The 20,195-nt window shown below is 47.7% G+C and carries 16 protein-coding genes and 1 pseudogene; 13 read left to right on the top strand and 4 right to left on the bottom strand.

What is annotated here, in order from left to right:
- The first annotated feature begins 39 nt into the window (after positions 1-39).
- The 4 genes from ABTV53_RS15885 (at position 40) to ABTV53_RS15870 (ending at position 6,776) form a co-directional block, all read left to right on the top strand.
- Positions 40-957, top strand: coding sequence for an FAD binding domain-containing protein (locus ABTV53_RS15885; RefSeq protein ID WP_433744021.1), 918 nt, complete (start codon positions 40-42; stop codon positions 955-957).
- A 33-nt stretch (positions 958-990) separates the two neighbouring features.
- Positions 991-3,318, top strand: a complete 2,328-nt coding sequence (gene pucD, locus ABTV53_RS15880; protein WP_433744018.1) for a xanthine dehydrogenase subunit D — start codon at positions 991-993, stop codon at positions 3,316-3,318.
- The gene (locus ABTV53_RS15875) at positions 3,315-3,851 is read left to right on the top strand and encodes a (2Fe-2S)-binding protein (RefSeq protein ID WP_433744016.1); all 537 of its coding nucleotides are present in this window, start codon (positions 3,315-3,317) and stop codon (positions 3,849-3,851) included. The genes pucD and ABTV53_RS15875 overlap by 4 nt, the downstream gene beginning before the upstream one ends.
- A gap of 345 nt (positions 3,852-4,196) precedes the next feature.
- Positions 4,197-6,776: a glycosyl hydrolase gene (locus ABTV53_RS15870; protein ID WP_433744013.1), complete on the top strand. Its 2,580-nt coding sequence runs from the start codon at positions 4,197-4,199 to the stop codon at positions 6,774-6,776.
- A gap of 136 nt (positions 6,777-6,912) precedes the next feature.
- Here the strand turns inward: ABTV53_RS15870 and ABTV53_RS15865 are convergent.
- Positions 6,913-7,139, bottom strand: a pseudogene (locus tag ABTV53_RS15865) (YitT family protein); the annotation flags it as partial.
- Positions 7,140-7,252: 113 nt separating this feature from the next.
- Here ABTV53_RS15865 and ABTV53_RS15860 point away from each other — a divergent pair.
- From ABTV53_RS15860 to ABTV53_RS15835, 6 genes are all read left to right on the top strand, one after another.
- The gene (locus ABTV53_RS15860; protein WP_433744010.1) at positions 7,253-7,771 is read left to right on the top strand and encodes a GNAT family N-acetyltransferase; all 519 of its coding nucleotides are present in this window, start codon (positions 7,253-7,255) and stop codon (positions 7,769-7,771) included.
- 694 nt (positions 7,772-8,465) lie between these two features.
- Positions 8,466-9,548, top strand: coding sequence for a class II fructose-bisphosphatase (glpX, locus tag ABTV53_RS15855; RefSeq protein ID WP_433744007.1), 1,083 nt, complete (start codon positions 8,466-8,468; stop codon positions 9,546-9,548).
- Positions 9,549-10,060: 512 nt separating this feature from the next.
- The gene (locus ABTV53_RS15850; protein WP_433744004.1) at positions 10,061-11,110 is read left to right on the top strand and encodes a LacI family DNA-binding transcriptional regulator; all 1,050 of its coding nucleotides are present in this window, start codon (positions 10,061-10,063) and stop codon (positions 11,108-11,110) included.
- 54 nt (positions 11,111-11,164) lie between these two features.
- Complete coding sequence (locus tag ABTV53_RS15845; protein WP_036613779.1) at positions 11,165-12,337, top strand: Gfo/Idh/MocA family protein; 1,173 nt, start codon at positions 11,165-11,167, stop codon at positions 12,335-12,337.
- Between the two features lie 78 nt (positions 12,338-12,415).
- The gene (locus ABTV53_RS15840) at positions 12,416-13,141 is read left to right on the top strand and encodes a ThuA domain-containing protein (RefSeq protein WP_433744001.1); all 726 of its coding nucleotides are present in this window, start codon (positions 12,416-12,418) and stop codon (positions 13,139-13,141) included.
- Between the two features lie 94 nt (positions 13,142-13,235).
- Positions 13,236-14,342, top strand: coding sequence for a Gfo/Idh/MocA family protein (locus ABTV53_RS15835; RefSeq protein WP_433743998.1), 1,107 nt, complete (start codon positions 13,236-13,238; stop codon positions 14,340-14,342).
- Positions 14,343-14,477: 135 nt separating this feature from the next.
- Here the strand turns inward: ABTV53_RS15835 and ABTV53_RS15830 are convergent, their stop codons facing one another.
- Together ABTV53_RS15830 and ABTV53_RS15825 are read right to left on the bottom strand one after the other, a co-directional pair.
- The gene (locus ABTV53_RS15830; protein WP_433743995.1) at positions 14,478-15,296 is read right to left on the bottom strand and encodes an SPL family radical SAM protein; all 819 of its coding nucleotides are present in this window, start codon (positions 15,294-15,296) and stop codon (positions 14,478-14,480) included.
- Positions 15,293-15,877 (bottom strand): bifunctional transcriptional activator/DNA repair enzyme AdaA, encoded by a 585-nt coding sequence (locus ABTV53_RS15825; protein WP_433743992.1) that lies wholly within the window; start codon positions 15,875-15,877, stop codon positions 15,293-15,295. The genes ABTV53_RS15830 and ABTV53_RS15825 overlap by 4 nt, the downstream gene beginning before the upstream one ends.
- A gap of 191 nt (positions 15,878-16,068) precedes the next feature.
- On the opposite strand from ABTV53_RS15825, the gene ABTV53_RS15820 reads away from it, so the two are divergent.
- Genes ABTV53_RS15820 through ABTV53_RS15810 form a run of 3 tightly spaced genes read left to right on the top strand, consistent with a single transcriptional unit; the run spans position 16,069 to position 18,723 of the window.
- On the top strand, positions 16,069-17,049 hold the full coding sequence (locus ABTV53_RS15820; protein WP_433743989.1) for a Gfo/Idh/MocA family protein: 981 nt from the start codon (positions 16,069-16,071) through the stop codon (positions 17,047-17,049).
- 30 nt (positions 17,050-17,079) lie between these two features.
- Positions 17,080-17,808 (top strand): SAM-dependent methyltransferase, encoded by a 729-nt coding sequence (locus ABTV53_RS15815; protein WP_433743986.1) that lies wholly within the window; start codon positions 17,080-17,082, stop codon positions 17,806-17,808.
- A gap of 21 nt (positions 17,809-17,829) precedes the next feature.
- Entirely contained in the window at positions 17,830-18,723 is an 894-nt protein-coding gene (locus ABTV53_RS15810) for an NAD-dependent epimerase/dehydratase family protein (RefSeq protein WP_433743984.1), read from the top strand.
- A 184-nt stretch (positions 18,724-18,907) separates the two neighbouring features.
- On the opposite strand, the gene ABTV53_RS15805 is transcribed toward ABTV53_RS15810, so the two are convergent.
- A complete protein-coding gene (locus ABTV53_RS15805; RefSeq protein WP_433743981.1) occupies positions 18,908-19,924 on the bottom strand; it encodes a LacI family DNA-binding transcriptional regulator in 1,017 nt (338 codons plus the stop codon).
- Between the last annotated feature and the right edge of the window lie 271 nt (positions 19,925-20,195).

The following is a 20,195-nucleotide window of genomic DNA, read 5'->3' as shown; positions in this document are numbered from 1 at the left end:
ATTTCCTGCCCAAGGAAGAGAGAGAAAGGGGATGCAGCGATGGTAACACCGACATACGGTTCTGGAGCATTGCCATCGGTATGGCAGCCTGAGAGCCTGCAAGAACTGCAAACGTTGAGAAGTGGACTGAAGGAAAAATGTTGTTTCACAGCAGGTGGAACATTGCTGCGAACCCAGTGGGAAGGCGGCTTGGTTCCAGCGCCTGAACACATGATTAGCCTGGCTCGTATTCCTGAAATGAGGGGTATATCGAATCGTGGAGATGAGATCGTCATTGGCGCAATGACCCGTTTAAAGGAATGTTCTTCACAGGCGTTGCTTCATCAACTGCCGATCCTGCAAGAAGCGGTGAAGGCAATTGCGGCTCCTTCCATTCGAAATGTGGCAACCATTGGCGGAAATATCGTATCCGGAGTGGGCGATACGCTGCCTGTTTTGCTTGTATATGATGCGGAGCTACATTGGTTGACTGACAAAGGAGTTGAGATTCGCAGTGTGTCTTCCTGGCTTCAGGGTGGAAGGGATGGCAGTCGTAATCCAGGGGATGTATTGATCTCGATTCATATTCCGATGAGACCGTCAGCTATGTTCGATGTGGCTGGTGAGCAGCACAGACCTGTTACACGAGAAGTTTCCTTTTACCGCAAGCTGGGTCGACGGGAGACGTTCAGCGCATCGCTGGTGACGGTTGCTTTATATGGTGAGATTGATTCGGATCATCGTTGGACCAAGATTGCGATTGCGGCAGGCGGAGGCTCAGGCATGGCGATGAGACTGCTGGAGTCGGAACAACAGCTTCTGGGTAGCGAAGCTTCTGTCATTCAAGCGGCGACTCTCGCAACTGCTGTTGCTAACGAATTTACGACGTATGGTGATGTATTTGCAACAGAACATTATCGCAGGCAGACCGCAGGCAACATGCTTGGCGCCGGGCTATGGGAGGCACTTCACGAATAAAAGAATGGGATCAAGCAAAGGGGGAGAGGGATCATGCTACTGAATCGGAAACAGAGCGGGAAACGCTGGCACCTGCGGCCAGATGGGGCACCCAAAGTAACAGGCCAGCTTCAATATCTGACGGATATGACGCTACCTGACATGATTCATGGCAGAGTACTGCGAAGCGAATATCCTTATGCTCGCCTATTGTCTATAGATACTTCGGAAGCTGAGGCGTTGGAAGGCGTCTATGCGGTTTTGACCTCCAAAGATGTGCCTGGTCTGAATCGTTTTGGCATAGCGACCCCGGATCAGCCCGTGTTCTGCGAGGATATTGTGCGTTATGTCGGTGACGCCATTGCAGCAGTTGCTGCGGATTCTCCGGAACGTGCGGCACTTGCGCTGGATGCGATTCGCGTAGAGTATGAGGAGTTCACTCCGCTGAATAGTACAGACGCTGCATTGGCTCCCGGCGCACCAGAGCTGCATGAGCATGGTCCAGGTAATGTGCTGCATCGCACGAAGATCAAACGTGGAGATGCGGAGCAAGCTTTTGCCACGTGTGATCATATCGTGACAGAGACGTATTATACGCCTCGCCAGATGCATGCATATATGGAGACAGAAGGTGGCCTGTTTGTCCCGGATGGAGAGGGAAGGCTGAATGTATACGCGGCAACGCAACATGGTTATAAAGACCGGATGCAGCTTGCGCGCATTATTGGCTGTCCTGAAGAAGATATCCGGGTGGTCTCTTCACCGATTGGTGGTTCATTTGGCGGAAAAGATGAACTTAACGTACAGCCTTATGGTGCATTGCTGGCCTTGAGATGCGGACGTCCTGTGAAAATGCATAATTCACGGAAAGAATCCGTGCGTGCTGGGTTGAAACGGCACCCAATGAAGATTGAAATGCAGACTGGCATGAGTCGAGAAGGCATCATACAGGCGCATCGTGTCCGCATTACAGCAGATACCGGAGCGTATGCCACACTGGGTGCACCGGTGCTGAACTTCTGTACCGAGCATTGCCTTGGACCCTACGCCATTCCGAATGTGGATGTGGAAGGTGTGTCTGTGTATACGAATAACGGGCTGTCCGGTGAGTTTCGTGGATTTGGCGGGAACCAGGCGATTTTTGCCATGGAAGGCCAGATGGATCGGCTTGCAGAGATCGTGAACATGGACCCTTGGGAGTTCCGCAGACGTAATATGAGGGAAAAGAATGACCCGGGACCGCTCAATCAACGCATTCTGGTTACGGATGGACTGTCCCAAGTATGGGAGGCATTGGATCGCTCCGAACTGTGGCAAAAACATCAGCATCCCCCGGCAGATCCTTCTCTGCCGTCGTGGATCAAACGCGGTGTTGGAGCAGCGATTGCCATGCATGGTGCAGGACTGGGTTATGGCATTCCAGACCCTGCGGGTGGCCGTCTGTCCCTGAATAACGAAGGCAAGATTGAGGTGGCATTCAGCTACGAGGAATTCGGTCAGGGGCTCATTGCAACGCTGGAAATTATGTTGTGTGATCTCTTCCAGTGCAGTACATCGGATCTCAGTATCATTATTGGAGATACGGATCGTGTGCCACACAGCGGCTCAAGCACTGCTTCACGTTCAACAACGATGGCCTGGATGGCCCTTCAACGGTTGCAGACTCCATTTCGTTCCCGTGTTCTCGCTGTTGCATCCGAGATGTCGGGCATCCCGGCGGATGAACTGGTAACAGGACCTGGGGGGATATGGCGCAAAGGCCAGCTTCCTGCCGAAACTTCAGAAATAGAAGCCCCCTCAGGCTTAGTGATCTTGTATGCTGAACTCGCGACGCAGGGCGAAGCCGATCAATGGATTTTCGATACGAAGTTCGATTACCCAACTACGCCGGACAATGTGGTAGGCGGGCATTATTTGTATACGTATGCGGCGGTTGCGGCAGAGGTGGAAGTCAATACGTTGACCGGAGAAACCAAGCTGCTGGATACACGTCATGTTGTAGCGGCAGGTCCGGTGATCAACCCCATGGGCTATATCGGACAGATTGAAGGCGGCAGTGTCATGGCGCTTGGATTCACGTTGACCGAGGATGCGATCATGCAGGACAGCTGCTATGTAACCACGAATCTCGACACGTATCTGATCCCAACCATTAAGGATATTCATACTCATCTGGAGGTTGAAGCCATTGAAGATTTGCCCGATGGTGATCCATTCGGCCCGAGGGGGATTGGTGAGATTGGCTCCGTAGCCCTTGCGCCAGCCATTACAGCCGCCATTCACCAGGCGACAGGCGTATGGGTTAATCGTCTTCCTGTACCGAGAGAACAACTGGTCCGGCCTTTAAATGTACCTTTGCAGGAAGGAGTGAGTCCATCATGAGTAAGCCACTTGAGAGTGACTGGGCAGCTGTTGTGAATGGCGAAGAGAAACATCTGGAGATCGCGCAAACGACCCGACTTGTTGATGTGCTTCGGACTCATTTGCAACTGACGGGTACCAAAGTATCTTGCGAAGTTGGCCGCTGCGGCGCATGTATGGTTCTGATGGATGGAGAGCCCGTGAATTCCTGTCTCGTCATGGCTTATCAATGTGATGGCAGTGACATTACGACGATTGAAGGTCTGCACGGGGATGAGAAAGGGACTCTGCATCCGATTCAACAGGCTTTTGTGGAGGAAGGTGGTTTTCAGTGCGGCTACTGCACTCCTGGCATGGTGATCTCAACCAAAGCATTGCTGGATGCACATCCTGAGCCTACACAAGAACAGATTGAAATGGGATTATGCGGGAATCTATGTCGTTGTACCGGTTACGGTGGCATTATTCGGGCGGTACACAAGGCAGGAGAACGCTGTGCGATAAAGGAAACGTCTGCCGAGGAAACCGTTAGTGAGCCGGGATGCAGGACGTAGACATAAGCAGGGTGAAATTGACGTAAGGTTCTTTGAAAAAGCATTCGATCCAGGAATGCTTTTTTGTTTTTTTTGGTTTACTGCCAAGTACAATTATCTAATGTGAGATGAAGTTCTAGGCTCAAATCTGGTTAGATAATGAACCGTTTTCGATTGGCTTCAATATTGGTGAAACGATGGAGTGATTTTGTTCAAAGTACTGGTACGAAAGAATTTAAAACATTCTCATTCACCATATATTTACAAATATTGGTGTGCATGCTATGTTTAAAATGAAAGCGCCATCATGAATGGGTTCATTGACATTTCATTATCATATTTCACTTGGGAAGGAAGATGGAATTGATGAAAAATTTGCTCAAAAAGGCAACCGCAATGATGCTGGCATTGGCCTTGCTACTTGGATTAATGACAGCGCCCGTTCATGCAGACACACCACTGTTCACCATCGAAAGCGAAGATGCGCAGCTCACCCCGGATCTTCAAGTAGTTACTTCAATCTATGGACAACCCAAGCCCGGATTCTCAGGGGATGGATTTGTCTGGATGCAGAACTCTGGCACATTAACCTTCACAGTGACTGTCCCGGAAACCGGCATGTACGTGATCTCCACACGATATATGCAGGAGCTCAGTGCAGATGGCAGGTCACAAAATTTAAACGTGAATGGGATTACCAAGGGGGCGTATATGCTGCCTTACACGACAACGTGGTCAGACTTCGATTTTGGTTTTCATAAGCTGAACCAGGGTACCAACACGATTGAGCTAAAAGCTGGTTGGGGCTTCGCGTATTTTGATACTTTTACAGTCGATTATGTGGATCTGGACCCCCTGCATGTGCAGCCGATTCTTAGTGATCCTGAGGCCACACCGGAAACGCAAATTTTGATGAATTATTTAACGGAGGTATACGGAAACCATATTATTTCTGGTCAGCAAGAGATCTATGGAGGAGGGAATGACGGAGATTCGGAACTTGAATTTGAATGGATTCATGATCTTACCGGAAAGTATCCGGCAATCCGCGGCTTTGATCTGATGAATTATAATCCGTTGTATGGTTGGGAGGATGGTACAACCGATCGCATGATTGATTGGGTGAATAACCGTGATGGCATTGCAACAGCTTCCTGGCATATCAATGTACCTCGTAATTTCAATACGTATGAGCTCGGAGACTTTGTAGACTGGAAAGAAGCTACGTACAAGCCAACAGAAACAAATTTTAATACTGCAAATGCGGTAATTCCCGGTACCAAAGAGTATCAATACGTGATGATGACCATCGAGGATCTGGCAGAACAATTACTGATTTTGCAAGACAACAACGTGCCGGTTCTGTTCCGTCCGTATCATGAAGCAGAAGGAAACGGCGGGCTGAATGGGGAAGGTGCATGGTTCTGGTGGGCTTCGGCAGGCGCAGAAGTGTACAAAGAGCTATGGGATCTACTTTATACCGAATTGACCGAGACATATGGCTTGCACAATCTGATCTGGACCTACAATAGCTACGTATACAGCACTTCTCCTGCCTGGTATCCGGGCGATGATCAGGTAGATCTCGTCGGATATGATAAATACAATACGATCTACAACCGTTATGACGGTTTGTCTGGCGTACCGAATGAGGATGCGATTACCTCGATTTTCTATAAGCTTGTTGAGTTGACGAACGGTACGAAAATGGTAGCCATGACGGAGAACGATACCATTCCAAGTGTGAAAAATCTGACCGAGGAGAAATCAGGATGGCTGTACTTCTGTCCTTGGTATGGCGAGCATCTGATGAGTTCTGCTTTTAATTACCCGGCAACATTGAAAACGCTTTATCAAAGTGATTATGTCATTACGTTGGATGAGCTGCCAAATTTAAAGGTTAACAATCCCAACCCAAGCGCATCCATCACCCCTGCAAACGTTGAATTTGACAAATACACAGCCAATCAAAGTGACAAAGCCGTAACTGTGAATGCAAACGGCAATACGCTAACTGCTCTCCGGGCAGGCACCAATGCGTTAACCGCAAATACGGACTATACCCTGAGTGGAAGCACACTGCTGCTGAAAAAAGCTTATCTGGCGACACTGCCAGTTGGCGAGCATTCGATTGTTCTGGATTTTAATCAAGGGCAAGACCCCGTGTTAAAAGTCAAAATTGTGGATTCAACACCGAGTACGAATGCTGTGATCTCTCCTGTGAATGCAACATTCGATAAAGCGACGAATTCCGCGCAAGATATGAATATATCTATGACCTTAAATGGCCGTCAGCTCACAAGCATCACGAAGGGAGATGTCACACTTGTAACAGGTCAGAATTATACAGCATCCAGCTCTGCTGTTATTCTGAACAAATCCTATCTTTCAACCCTGCCCCTTGGCCAAAATGTATTGACCTTTCACTTCAATGGCGGTAATAACGCTGTATTAACTGTGAACGTAGTAGACAGTACAGTTACTGTACCTGCCGGTGATTTGACGATTCAAGCGTTTAACGGCAATACAAGTGCATCCACCAACGGAATCTCACCCAAATTCAAATTGGTCAACTCCGGTAATACGGCCATTTCGTTGAGTGATGTAAAACTCCGTTATTACTATAGGATTGATGGGGAAGAAGCTCAGAGTTTCTGGTCCGACTGGGCCAGTATGGGCAGTGCGAATGTAACCAGCCAATTCGTTAAACTGGCGACTCCAGTTGCCGGGGCGGATCATTATCTGGAAGTGGGCTTTACAAGTGCGGCAGGATCACTGAATGCGGGCCAGAGCGCAGAGATTCAAACACGCTTTTCCAAAAACAACTGGACGAATTACACACAGACTAATGATTACTCGTTTAAGGCAACCGATAGTGAGTTCGCAAACCATGATAAGGTTACCGGGTATGTGAACGGTCAGCTGGTATGGGGAATTGAGCCGTAATGGTAGGTAGCACGTTTAATGGGCTGGATAAGGGGGTTGAACCTCTGATCCAGCCTTTTATGGTGTAGACGGTGTACATCCGTTAGACGGAATGTTCTTTTTCCCGTTCAGTTTGTGACGATGTATCCTTGTCTGTTCATATGCGATCTATTAGCTTTTTCGTATGTGCCATGATGAATTGAAGAAGCAGACCTGCACAACATACGGTTAATAATGTACCAAGCCCGATCGGTCCCCAAGCAGGAATGCCAACATCAAAAATACAAAGTAAATGAATGTTCTCGATACAAATAATGGAGTTCTAGTGATCTCATGCAGGATTAATGTTAAGTGGTCGATTGGAATGGGTGCAAAATGGGTCTGTTTAATATTATGTTGCAAATACAACAAAAGTGTTATAGATTCAATGTAACCCTTTTTTATTGCATTTGCAACTAATGATTCATGATTAACTTGTTAAAGGAATGTGAATATAGATGACGATTCGTATAGAGAGATGTACCTTTAAACATCTAAGTGAACTGCAGGAGATCAGTTATGAGACGTTTAATGAAACGTTTAAAGCGCAAAATTCACCCGAAAATATGAAAGCTTATCTGGAAAAGGCGTTTAATCGGGAGCAATTAGAAAAGGAACTGTCCATTGCGGATTCACAATTTCTTTTTATTTATGTTAAGCATAAAGTGGCAGGGTACATGAAGGTGAATATCAATGATGCGCAATCTGAGAAGATGAGCGTGGAATCCCTTGAGATCGAGCGGGTATACATCAAGAAAGAGTTCCAAAAACATGGCCTTGGTAAAGTATTGCTTCACAAAGCCATTGAGTTGGCAACAGCACATCACAAAACGAGTATCTGGTTAGGGGTGTGGGAGAAAAACGAAAACGCCATCGCCTTTTATGAAAAAATGGGGTTTGTACAGACTGGAGCTCATGCTTTTTACATGGGAGATGAGGAGCAGATTGATTTGATAATGACCAAAACGATACTATAACTGGTTCATTTAGGGGAAAGCTTGGGAGAAAAAATGCTAATTAAGCAGAATTCTTTCGGGCTTTTTTATATTTTGCCAGAACCGTTGAATAATAAAAGGTAGAAATGAATGAGAAATATTTCATAATAAATATTATGTAAACTTATTATTTTCGATGACCTTCATAACCTACATCTATGGCTTTAGCAAAAGTTAAAGTCCTGATTAATACATAATTGGCAGTAGAATTTTAGCTCAATAATCGTGAAAGGAGCCGACTGATCTCAAGGGTTCTCATGACCGTTTATTAGTTTATAACTACGTTTGGACAGCCAGTCGAAAATCGTTTTCGTTCGTTAGCTGTTAGAGAGCGTTACGTTCTTGATAATTACCTTTTGAGTTGTATTTACCTCATGTTAAAAGAACTTTTTGTGTATGAAACGGACGTGTTAATTCACCATGTTGATCTAATTAGTTTTTTAAGCTGAAAATGGAAAATAAAATTAATATTTTTAAGTGAGTATCAGGTGGATTGGGCTCTTGAAACGAACCAAAAAAGAAGTGAAATGATTCAAAATATTAATTGGATAAATAAGGTATAAATCGCTAAAAAGGCGCTACTACGCCCTTTTATAGATCAATTTCATATGGATTTGCGATGGATTTAGAACGGCTTTCACGATATGCTTTTGGAAATTGGAAAGGAAGTGGGAAAATGGAACGCGAACTGGCGTTGGAAATTGTCAGAGTAACAGAATTGGCTGCGTTAGCTTCAGCACCCTGGATGGGACGAGGTGACAAGAACAGTGCAGATGAAGCGGCTACTTTGGCCATGCGCGCCATGTTCGATTCCGTGTCCATTCGCGGCACGGTGGTAATCGGTGAAGGAGAAATGGATGAAGCACCCATGTTGTACATCGGCGAGGAAGTGGGCAACGCTGAGGGGCCTGAGGTTGACGTGGCTGTAGACCCGCTCGAAGGTACAGAGATCGTGGCCAAAGGACTAAACAACGCTCTATCGGTTATTGCAGTGGCGGGAAAAGGTAACCTGCTCCACGCACCGGACATGTATATGGAGAAACTGGCGGTAGGGCCTGCGCTTGTAGGCAAGGTCAGCATTGAAGATCCAGTTGAAGTCACACTGGAGAAGGCTGCTGCCGCATTGAACAAAAACATCTCGGATCTGACGGTGATGATTCTGGATCGTGTACGACACGAGAGCACAATCAAGACGTTACGCAAGGTCGGCGTACGGATTAAGTTCCTGAGTGACGGTGATGTTGCCGGTGCAATGGCGCCGGCATTCCCGGAGGCAGGCATTGATCTGTATGTCGGATCTGGAGGAGCGCCAGAAGGTGTGCTGGCTGCCGCAGCGCTGTCTTGCCTTGGGGGCGAGATTCAAGGTCGCCTGATGCCTGCCAACGCGGACGAATTCCAGCGCTGTTTGCAGATGGGGATTGATAATCCTTACAAAGTGTTAACGATGCAGGATATGATCGGTACGGAGGATGTCATTTTTGCTGCAACAGGTGTGACGCCAGGTGAGATCTTGGGAGGGGTACGGTATCTTGCGGATGATCGCGCCGAGACGGATTCGATTGTTATGCGTGCCAAAACCAAAACCATTCGGTTCATTCGTTCCCAACACTTCCTGCCGAACAAAGAAGTGCTGCACAAAGTAAGACAGCTCCAATCCACGCCAGAACCTTCGGATCGCATTCCGAGTCATGCGAAAATAATGGAGCAGGCTGAGTTTAGTCAATCCTCCGTTGATCTTGGCGTTACCACCACATTGTAAGCTGAACTTCTTTCCATTCATTGATCAAATAGGGTCAACTGAAATCGCTGTAGTGAGTTTGATAAGTAACTTGAACCCCTAAGATTACAGGGGGGCACGGATTCAATGAAAGTACCATCTCTGGCAAGATAATAATGAGGGCTTGGATGAACCTAAGCTCTCATTATTTTTTGTTTTAAAGCATTGACAACGGTTACATGGCATGAGAAAATGTACGCGCGTACATAAATATTTATTTTTAACCATTATATGATTTAATGATGAGCTATATAAGTTGAACTAATCATTTACACGATAACGGAGAGGACAGAAAAAAACTGGAAAAGCGAAGCGTTCGCCTAAAAGCTTTCTGAAAGAAAGCCACATCGGAAGCATACGCTATCCCCGGATTTTCCGTTCAGAAAAGGGAATCAAAAAAATCTGGGGATAACAGCGATTGGAAGGTTATTCTGTCATCGTAGTGTCAGTGTAAATAATCTGTAGTTCAACTTATATAAATGGGGGTGAAATTCATGGCATCTCGTAAAGAAGTGGCTGATCTTGCGGGTGTTTCCGAGGCGACGGTCTCCCGGGTGCATAATGGGGTAGGTCCTATTAAGGAAGAGACACGCCGCAAAGTTCTTGAAGCTTCCGAACAGTTAGGCTATGTGCCCAGCGCTCTTGCTCGCAGTTTTGCCAGAAGTAAAAGCGGGAACCTTGGCGTAGTATTGCCTTATGTTCCGAAGGCGCATCTGTTCTCGGCGTATTTTTTCTCGGAAATGCTGAGTGGGATTGGAAGCAAAGCCAGAGACAATGGCATGGACCTGCTGGTTATGTTCCGGACACCCGGTGAGGTGATGAATTATACGGATCTGTTCCGACGTCAGAAAGTGGACGCTTGCATTATCCTTGGTGCCAGAGATGAACATGAAGAACTGACAGCCATGCAGCAGCTTCACCAGGAAGGACACCCGTTCTGTGTCATGAATCAGCATTTTGCCGGCCAATCGTTCACGGAAGTGGATGCGGATCATGTGGAAGGCAGCAGGCTTGCCATACGCCATCTTACGGATCAGGGGTATCGCCAAATTGCTTTTCTCAATGGTCCAGACAGCTATTCCAACAGCCAGGAGCGAATGGAAGGTGTCCGTCTTGGTCTGCAAGAAGCAGGTATGGAACTGGAACCGAGTCTTTTGCTTGAGGGGAACTATAGTAGAAGAAGTGGCATTGAGGCGGCAGCGATTGTAGCAGATCGGCTACATGAGATTGATGCTGTCTTTGCGGCCAATGACCGGATGGCCATTGGTGTCATGCATGGTTTACGTGAGCGGGGAATCCGGGTGGAGGATTTTCCGGCATTTGTCGGTTATGACGACTCCGATGCCGCCGAGATGGCGGTTCCGCCGCTGAGCAGCGTCAGGGTTCCATTTTTTGAAATGGGTGAACTTGCAGCATCGAAGCTTATGCATGGGTCTGTAGGTATCACGCATCAAGCGAATAACTCTGTTGTAGCGGTAACGGAATCAGCGAGAGCGTTGTTGCCTACCGAACTGATCATCCGTGCTTCTTCTATCCGTCGATAGTTTATTGATACACATATGGAAAGAATTTTTATTATTCCAAAGGAGGAAATGACCATGTCAAATCGTCTTCGTGTCGGAATGGTTGGATACAAGTTTATGGGGAAGGCCCACAGTAATGCTTATCGCAGTCTGCCGATGTTTTTCCCGTCTGCTCCGCTGCAGCCTGAGATGTCCGTGATCTGTGGACGTAACGAGCAGGGAGTGCAGGAGGCAGCGAATCAGTTCGGCTGGTCCGAAAGTGTAACCGATTGGCGTGAACTGGTGAAGCGGGATGATATCGATCTGATCGATATTAACGCGCCAAGTGATGCCCACAAGGAAATTGCGTTGGAAGCAGCCCGTCAGGGCAAGCACCTTTTTTGTGAGAAGCCTCTGGCACTGTCGCTTGCAGATTCACGTGAGATGCTTCAGGCAGCAGAGGATGCTGGAGTCGCTCATATGGTCGGGTTCAACTATCGTTTCTCACCAGCGGTACAATTAGCGAAAGATCTGGTGGAGAGCGGACGACTGGGTAAAATCTATCATTTCCGTGCTTTTTTCTTGCAGGACTGGATCATGGACCCTTCGTTCCCGCTGGTATGGCGTTTGCAAAAAGAAGTGGCTGGCTCCGGTTCGCATGGGGATCTGGGCGCGCATTTAATTGACCTGGCGCGTTTCCTCGTTGGTGAATTCCAGGAAGTTATCGGTATGAGCGAAACATTCATCAAAGAGCGACCGCTTGCAGCCGAGATGACGGGGCTCAGTGCAAAAGGCAGTTCAAATGCGGATGCTCCCAAAGGAGAAGTGACCGTCGATGACGCGACACTGTTCCTGGCACGATTCGCTGGAGGTGCGCTGGGCAGCTTTGAAGCAACACGCTTTGCAGCGGGGCATCGCAGTACGAACTCGTTTGAGATTAACGGCAGTCTCGGCAGTGTACGGTTTGATTTTGAACGGATGAATGAACTGGAAGTGTATTTTACCAAGGATGAAGAGGACGTACAGGGATTCCGCCGTGTACTGGCGACCGATCCTGCACATAAATATGCCGAAGCCTGGTGGCCTGCCGGACATACGATTGGATTCGAGCACACGTTCACACATGAGATGCTGGAGTTGGTAACTGCGATCTCTGAAGGACGACAACCATCACCAAGTTTCCACGATGGGGTCGCTTGTCAGGCTGTACTGGAAGCGGTTGAACGTTCGGTAACAGAACGGCGCTGGGTGACGCTTGAAGAGATGTAAGCAAAGATGAACAGCGAGACAGCGAAGTCAGGATGAGGTTGAACACAACTAAAATATCCGAAAGCGAGTGATAAAACGATGAGTAAAGCACTGATTGTATGGGGCGGCTGGGATGGTCATGAACCGGAGCAGGTAGCAGCGATTTTTGAACGTATATTGAAGGAAGAGCAGTTTGAGGTTGAAGTCTCAAATACGTTGGAGTCTTATGCGGATGCAGAGAAGCTGATAGGTCTGGATCTGATCGTGCCATTGTGGACGATGGGACAGATTGAGCAGGAACTGATCAATAACGTATCAGCGGCTGTTCAGAGCGGTGTGGGCTTGGCTGGTCTTCATGGCGGGATGTGTGATGCCTTCCGAAATAACGTGGACTGGCAGTTTATGACGGGTGGACAATGGGTTGCCCATCCAGGTAACGATGGTGTGGAATACATGGTGAACATGAAGCGTGGCTCCAGCCCGTTATTGGATCATATTGAAGATTTTCAGGTGAAAAGTGAACAGTATTACCTTCACGTAGACCCGGCCGTGGAAGTGTTGGCCACAACTCGTTTTCCAGTAGTAAGTGGTCCGCATGCAGCGAATGGACCCGTAGATATGCCTGTTGTCTGGACGAAACGATGGGGCGCAGGGCGGGTATTCTACAACTCTCTGGGACACCATGCAGACATTGTAGACATGAAACCCGTGACTGAAATGATGCGCAGTGGTTTCAAATGGACAGCAGCAGGCAAAGAACTTGCCAAGAGTCGGGTAAGTGCAGCAACCGAAGTATACACAGGCATGGCGGACAACCAGAACTAATGAGATTTTAGTTTAATTGCAAACGTAAATTCAGTGTTACATTCATCTTCAATGGATAAACCATTTCTGATCCACGGCGAAGGGAGCCTCAGGCATGAAAACAATGAAAGTAGGCATTATTGGCTGCGGTAAAATCAGCGGTATTTATATGGAAAACTGTCACCGGTTCGAGGTGCTGGAACTTGTTGCTGTAGCGGATCTCGACCGGAAACGTGCCGAAGAGCAGGCAGCAGCCTATAACGTGCCTAATGTATACAGCGTCGACGAAATCTTGGCTGATCCCGAGATTGAGCTAATCATCAACCTGACCATTCCTTCCGTTCATGCGGATGTTTGCTTGCGGGCGCTTGAATCTGGTAAACATGTTTATGTGGAAAAACCACTCGCTGTTACCCGTGAAGAGGGGCAGGCCGTGCTCGAAGCAGCAAAACGTAAAGGACTGCTCGTGGGCTGCGCGCCAGAGACATTCTTCGGTTCAGGCATCCAGACTTCACTTCAATTGGTGGAGGAAGGGGTCATCGGCAAGCCAGTGGCGGCGACTGCATTTATGATGAGCCGTGGTCATGAGCACTGGCATCCCGATCCGGAGTTTTATTACGCCTCTGGCGGAGGGCCGATGTTTGACATGGGTCCATACTACCTCACGGCATTGGTCCAACTGATGGGGCCGATCAAGTCCATTGCGGGCATGACAGGTAAAGCCATGGAAGAACGCACGATTACGAGTGAGAAAAAAAGAGGTCAAGTGGTTCCCGTCGAAATTCCAACTCACGTTACCGGTCTGTTACAGTTTGAACAGGGAGCCATTGGCACATTGATTACGAGCTTTGACGTATTTGGCGGAAGTGCATTGCCACCGATTGAGATATATGGCACGCACGGCACTTTGCAGGTACCTGATCCCAACACCTTCGGCGGTCCTGTTCGTTACCGCTTGCTGGGTGAACAGGAATGGACGGAAGTTCCGCTTCTGCCAGGGTATCAGGAAAATACACGCGGCATCGGTGTGGCAGATATGGCCTATGCAGCACATGGTGGACGTGCACACCGGGCGAGTGGGGAACTGGCATACCATGTTCTTGAGGCCATGTGGGCATTCCACGATTCATCCGATGAACAGACGTTCTACCAGATGAAAAGTTCCTGCCAGCGCCCGGCTGCCTTGCCTGTGGATCTGCCATTGTATACATTGGATAAATAAGATAGCCATTATGGCTTATGTCACGACGAACAGCCCCTTTCCTTCAAAAAAGGAAAGGGGCTGTTTTGTATTAAATCAAAAAAATCTGGGGATAACAGCGATCGGAAGGTTGTTCTTTCATACTTATATAGCCAATTATGGCTCAAATCCCGCCTGACTGATCCAGATCTCATCTTCGGCAAAATGATCTTTCATCCGCTGTACCACAGTCTGATACGCATCTGGATGATACCAATGCTCCATCCCCACTTGCTGATAGAGCGACTCCATACCGAGTCGACGGGTGCGCTTGCCCTCACTGCCATCGCCCATGAAATAATCGTCAATGCATACACGCTGAACCAGAGGTCTCAAGATTGCTGCAAACTGTTCACTGCTGGGTAACACAGGAGCAATCGCCACCTGTGTAGGTATTCCGGCATCCCGTAACTGTTCCAGTGCACGTAATCGGCCTGCAATTGGGGGAGCGGAAGGACTGAAATGCTTGCGCATATCGTCCAGATCCGTCTCCACCGTCATGCTGACCCGAACCCGGTCACCTAACTGCTGTAGCAGATCTATATCCCGGGTAACGAGTGGACTGCGGGTTTGGACTAATACAAAATCGGGCGGATGCTGTACCATCGTTTCAAGCAATGAACGTGTGATACACTCCTTGTATTCAGCGGGTTGATACGGGTCGGTACTGGATGACATAAACAGAGTGACCTTCCCTTTCTGTAAGGCACGCTGCAATTCTTTGGCGAACACTCGGGAAGCCTCCTGTTTCACATCCACCCAGCTCCCCCAATCCTCTTGGCGAAATAAAGAGACAGGCATCTGTCTGACATAACAATAGGAACAACCGAAGGCGCAGCCTGTGTAAGGATTCAGCGTATGTGTATAGCCATGAAGGAAACCTGTTCCTTTGTTCATTAACGTTTTGGGTACTTTGTAAGATAAGTTGGTCTTCATAGGTTGTTATGCCTTTCACGGTAATGTGCAGGTGTGCGACCTGTATGTTTGCGAAATACAGTAATGAAATAAGCAGAGTTGGGTATACCGACATGGCGACCAATCTCGGTGACGGTCAGTCTGGTATGTTCAAGCAACTTCCGGGCTTCGGTGATTCGTTTATCCTGAATATATTGAACCGGTGTGCGACCTGTAATCCGCTTGAACACACGATGCAGATGATAAGGGCTGCCGTGACTTACATTGGCAAGGGTATCTAGGTTCAGAGGCTCGGCGTAATGATGTTCGATGTAATCCGTGATCCCGTATATCCACTCCTGATCAGGTACACGCTCGCCTGTTGGTTTACAACGTTTGCAGGGTCTGAACTTTCGTGCCAACGCTTCTTCAACATGTTGAAATATCAGCACATTTTCAGCTTTGGGTGCTCTGGACTTACAGGAAGGTCGGCAGAAAATGCCCGTTGTCTGCACGCCGTAAAAGAACGTTCCATCATAAGAATTATCGTTGTGGATGATGGCATGCCAGTATTTTTCATCTATCGATTCGGGCAGTATGCGATCTTGATCTGGACTTTCCACGGTAATCACCTCATCTTTAATTATACCCCTGATTCCAAGGGATTGACGAAGTTTCAACTTAAAAAGCAAGATATCAATATTTGGGATAAAGTACCTTCCTTCAATCTGAACGAAATATGAGCTACAATATACAGGATGGTATACAGGTTTATATCTCAAATGAAATTTATAGATGAAAGAGGTAGGTAAGCATGGTTCGTTTTGGCGTAGTGGGTACCAACTGGATTACAGAAAGGCTTCTTGAAGCCGCAGCACAGGTTGAAGGATTCCAATTGACTGCCGTGTATTCAAGAACTGAAGAAAAGGCTAATGCATTTGCAGATAAACATGATGTTGAACACCGTTTCACCAATCTGGAAGAGTTGGCGGCAAGTGATGTGATTGATGCAGTCTACATCGCGACACCGAATACGGTTCATGCGGAGCAGGCTGAGCTTTTTCTGAGAAACGGTAAACATGTATTGTGCGAGAAACCTCTGGCTGCGAATAGCGCCGAAGTTCGAAGCATGATCGATACAGCACGAGAACATCAGGCTCTGCTCATGGAAGCGATGAAATCGACCCTTGTTCCCCAGTTCAAAATGGTACTGAAAAGCCTGCATAAAATCGGTCCTGTCCGTAAATATGTAGCAGGATACTCTCAGTATTCTTCGCGTTATGATAAATACAAAGAGGGGATTGTCCTGAACGCGTTCAAGCCTGAACTGGCTAATGGGGCGTTAATGGATCTCGGTGTGTATTGTCTCTATCCATTGATTACGTTGTTTGGTGCACCTAACCGGGTTCAGTCCCAAGCAATGATGTTGGAATCTGGCGTGGATGGACAGGGTAGCGTGCTGTTGGATTATGACGGGATGGATGCGGTCGTTACATACTCCAAAATCGCCAACTCTCATGTACCAAGCGAGATTATGGGGGAACTGGGCAGTATCATCATTGACAAGATCGGTTCACCGGAACATGCAGAGATACGATACAATGACGGTACGGTGGAGCAGCTCACAGTCGAACAAAACCATCCGTCGATGTATTATGAAGTGGAGGAGTTCGTGAATCTGGTTCAGGAAGGCCAGAAGGAGTCCAGTATGAACACGCATGAACGCTCTTATGTTACGATGCAGGTCATGGATCAGATTCGGAAGCAGATTGGGCTTGTGTTCCCTAACGATTGATTCACATACAGGAAAGGCAGCTGAGAAGAGATGAGCAGAGATGAGCAGAGCAATAAACCCTCCAATGATTCTGGAGGTTTGGAACTGGCACAGATTGTTTTCATAGGAAGAACCTTCAAGGAATATATGAAGATGTTCAACTTAACGGTGGAGGATGTTGCAGGCAAATCCATTTTGGATTGTCCAGGTGGAGCATGTTCATTCAGTAGCCAGGCGCGCAAATGGGGTGCAGATCCCATGGCGGTGGATATGGCCTACGAATATGAGATTGACGAGCTTGAAGTCAAGGGATTTCAAGATATTGAGCATACGATGAAACAGCTTAAACCTGTACAAGGGATCTATGTGTGGGATCAATTTGGATCCATCCAGGGGTTAAAGGAAGAGCGAACTCGTGCTATCACAGATTGCATCGCAGATATGAGAAAGTTTCCTGACGGTTATGTGGCGTCTGTGTTGCCGCAACTTCCCTTTGAGGATGAACAATTCGATCTGACGTTATCCGCCCATTTTCTGTTTACGTATGCGGATCGATTGGATGTTGATTTTCATGTTGCAACGGTAATGGAGCTGCTGCGTGTGACCAAACGAGAGGTTCGCATTTTTCCGACGGTTGATCTGTCTGGCGAACGTTACAAGCATATGGACGCATTAAAATTATTACTCGAAGAGCGTGGGTGCACCGTATCCGAAGAACCAACGTCATATGAGTTTCAACGGAATGCGCAAACCATGCTTCACATTGTTAAACAGAATTGAACAAGATAGGAGGTTTTTCGGATGAATAAAGTCCTTATACTTGGGGGTACACGCTTTTTTGGCAAACGTCTCGTGGATCACTTACTGTGGGAAGGGAAGTCGCAGATCACAGTCGCCACTCGTGGTAAAACGGATGTCGACTTCGGACCCGAAGTGAACCGGATCAAGATGGATCGTGAAGACCTGGAATCTCTGGCAGAGGTTGCGCAGACAGACATGTGGGATGTCGTGTACGACAATATCTGTTATACACCAGATGCGGCAAAATCGGCATGCGAGGCATTCGCTGGGCGAACCAAAAGATACGTTTTGACATCCACACTCTCGGTGTACGGTGATCCCAGACCTGGATTTAAGGAAACGGATTTTGACCCGTATACATATCCATTACAGTATGGGAGTGCGGAGGATTTTTCGTACGGAGAAGGTAAACGGCTTGCAGAGGCTGTCTTTTTCCAGGAAGCGGATTTCCCGGTTGTAGCGATGCGAATTCCAATTGTACTCGGAATTGATGATTATACGAGAAGACTCCATTTTCATATTGAACATGTGCAAAAAGGAAAACCGATTGGCATGCCAAATCCAGATGCGGAGATTGGATTTATCAATTCCACCGAAGCAGCAAGATTCCTCGCCTGGCTTGGACATTCGTCCATTACCGGGCCGGTGAATGCAGCTTCCAAGGGTGCGATTACGCTGTCAGCCATGATACATCTGATCGAGACGGTGACGGGCATGCAGTCCCAGATCCTCAAGGAAACGGTGAAAGAGGACATGTCCCCCTTCGGAATTGAGCAATCATGGACGATGGAGACGAACAAGGCAGAACAAGCTGGATATACGTTTGAAGCTTTGATGGACTGGTTCCCGGGACTGGTTCGTGAGGTCGCTCTTGCATTACAGTCTGAGCGATAGAAATATCTGATTGGTTGGAATTGAAATGAACCTGATGGGCCAATCGGTTCGAACGAACTGATCTTTTCAACGAATGAACATCAAACAGGGTGCAACCGGAGCGTAATCTCCGGTGCACCCTGTTCATGTTTTACATTCTTTATATCTGAATTGAACCTAATCTAGTCCAATCATGCACTAGACTCTATTTTGGCTCACGTGGAGCAGTAGCCGAAGCTCGAATGCGCAGTTCTGACGGTAGAATGACGGTTTGGGGTTCGGAAGGCGCCTTGCCCTCAATTCGGTCAATCAGCATCTGTACTCCCTGAAACCCAAAGTCATATGCGGGCTGTGCCGCTACGGTCAGAAAAGGATCAAAGGCAGAAGCCAGATCCAGATCGTCGAAACACACAACAGAGATGTCTTCTGGCACACGTAGTCCCCGTTTGCGCAAAAGCCGAATGACCCCAATCGCCAGCATGTTGTTGGCTGCAAAAATGGCTGTTGGTTGGTCCGGTTGAGAGAGTAGTCGATCCAGTCCCACTTCATCGCTGAAATCCCGGTACCCGGTTCGAAGCACAAGCTCGGGATCGATATCCGCTCCGGCCTCACGCAAACCCGCTATATAACCTTCCTCCCGCTGTCTGGCGGTAGAAACCTCTGAAGAACCATTGACAAGTGCAATGCGCCGGTGTCCCAATTGCACTAGGTATCGGATCAGCTCAATCGCGCCTTCCCGGCTATCTCCGGCAATGATATCCGACGTAATGCGAGGTACGGTACGGTCCAGAAAGACAAAGGGAATGTGACGTTCCTGCAGCTGTTTCAGATGAGGGAGAGAACGATCTCCCGCCGGGGCAAAGAGTACACCATCCACGCGAGTAGACAGAATCGCATCTACGTAATCCTTTTCCTTATTGTAGTCCTCGTCACTATTGCCGAATAAAAGACGGTACCCACGAAGATGGGCTGCATCTTCAGCACCACGCGCCAGTGTTGTATAAAAAGGGTTGGTAATATCCGTAATCAGTAAGGAGAGCATCTGGGTTCGTTGAAGCACAAGGCTGCGTGCATTAGAGTTTGGGATGTAGCCCAATTCGTCGATCACCTGTTGCACACGTTCACGTGTCGCGGAACTGATGCGGCCTGTATGATTGATGACCTTGGAGACCGTCATGGCGGAGACGTTGGCTTTTTTGGCAATATCGTAAATGGTAATCATTAGAATCTAACCTTTCCGCAACATAGTCTTACCATTCTATAGGATAATGCCAATTGACAGCAAGATAGGCTCATGCTATGTTAGGGTTACCGATAACCCTGAAGGGTTCTGAACGTCTTCACTACATAAACCATTTTGTTAAATTCGCTCATGCACGTTCCATTATCTCGAATAGAGGAACTACATACATAGCTAATTAATGAAGTGGTTTATTGTTATTTTTAAAATATGTAAACGCATTCAACACTCAAGTAGTGCTTTGGATAATCTG

Origin of the sequence: Paenibacillus amylolyticus (genome assembly GCF_050990605.1) — a bacterium.
GTDB lineage: Bacteria > Bacillota > Bacilli > Paenibacillales > Paenibacillaceae > Paenibacillus > Paenibacillus amylolyticus_H.
The sequence above is the reverse complement of the archived record's forward strand: the minus strand, read 5'-3'. Positions and strand labels throughout refer to the sequence as shown.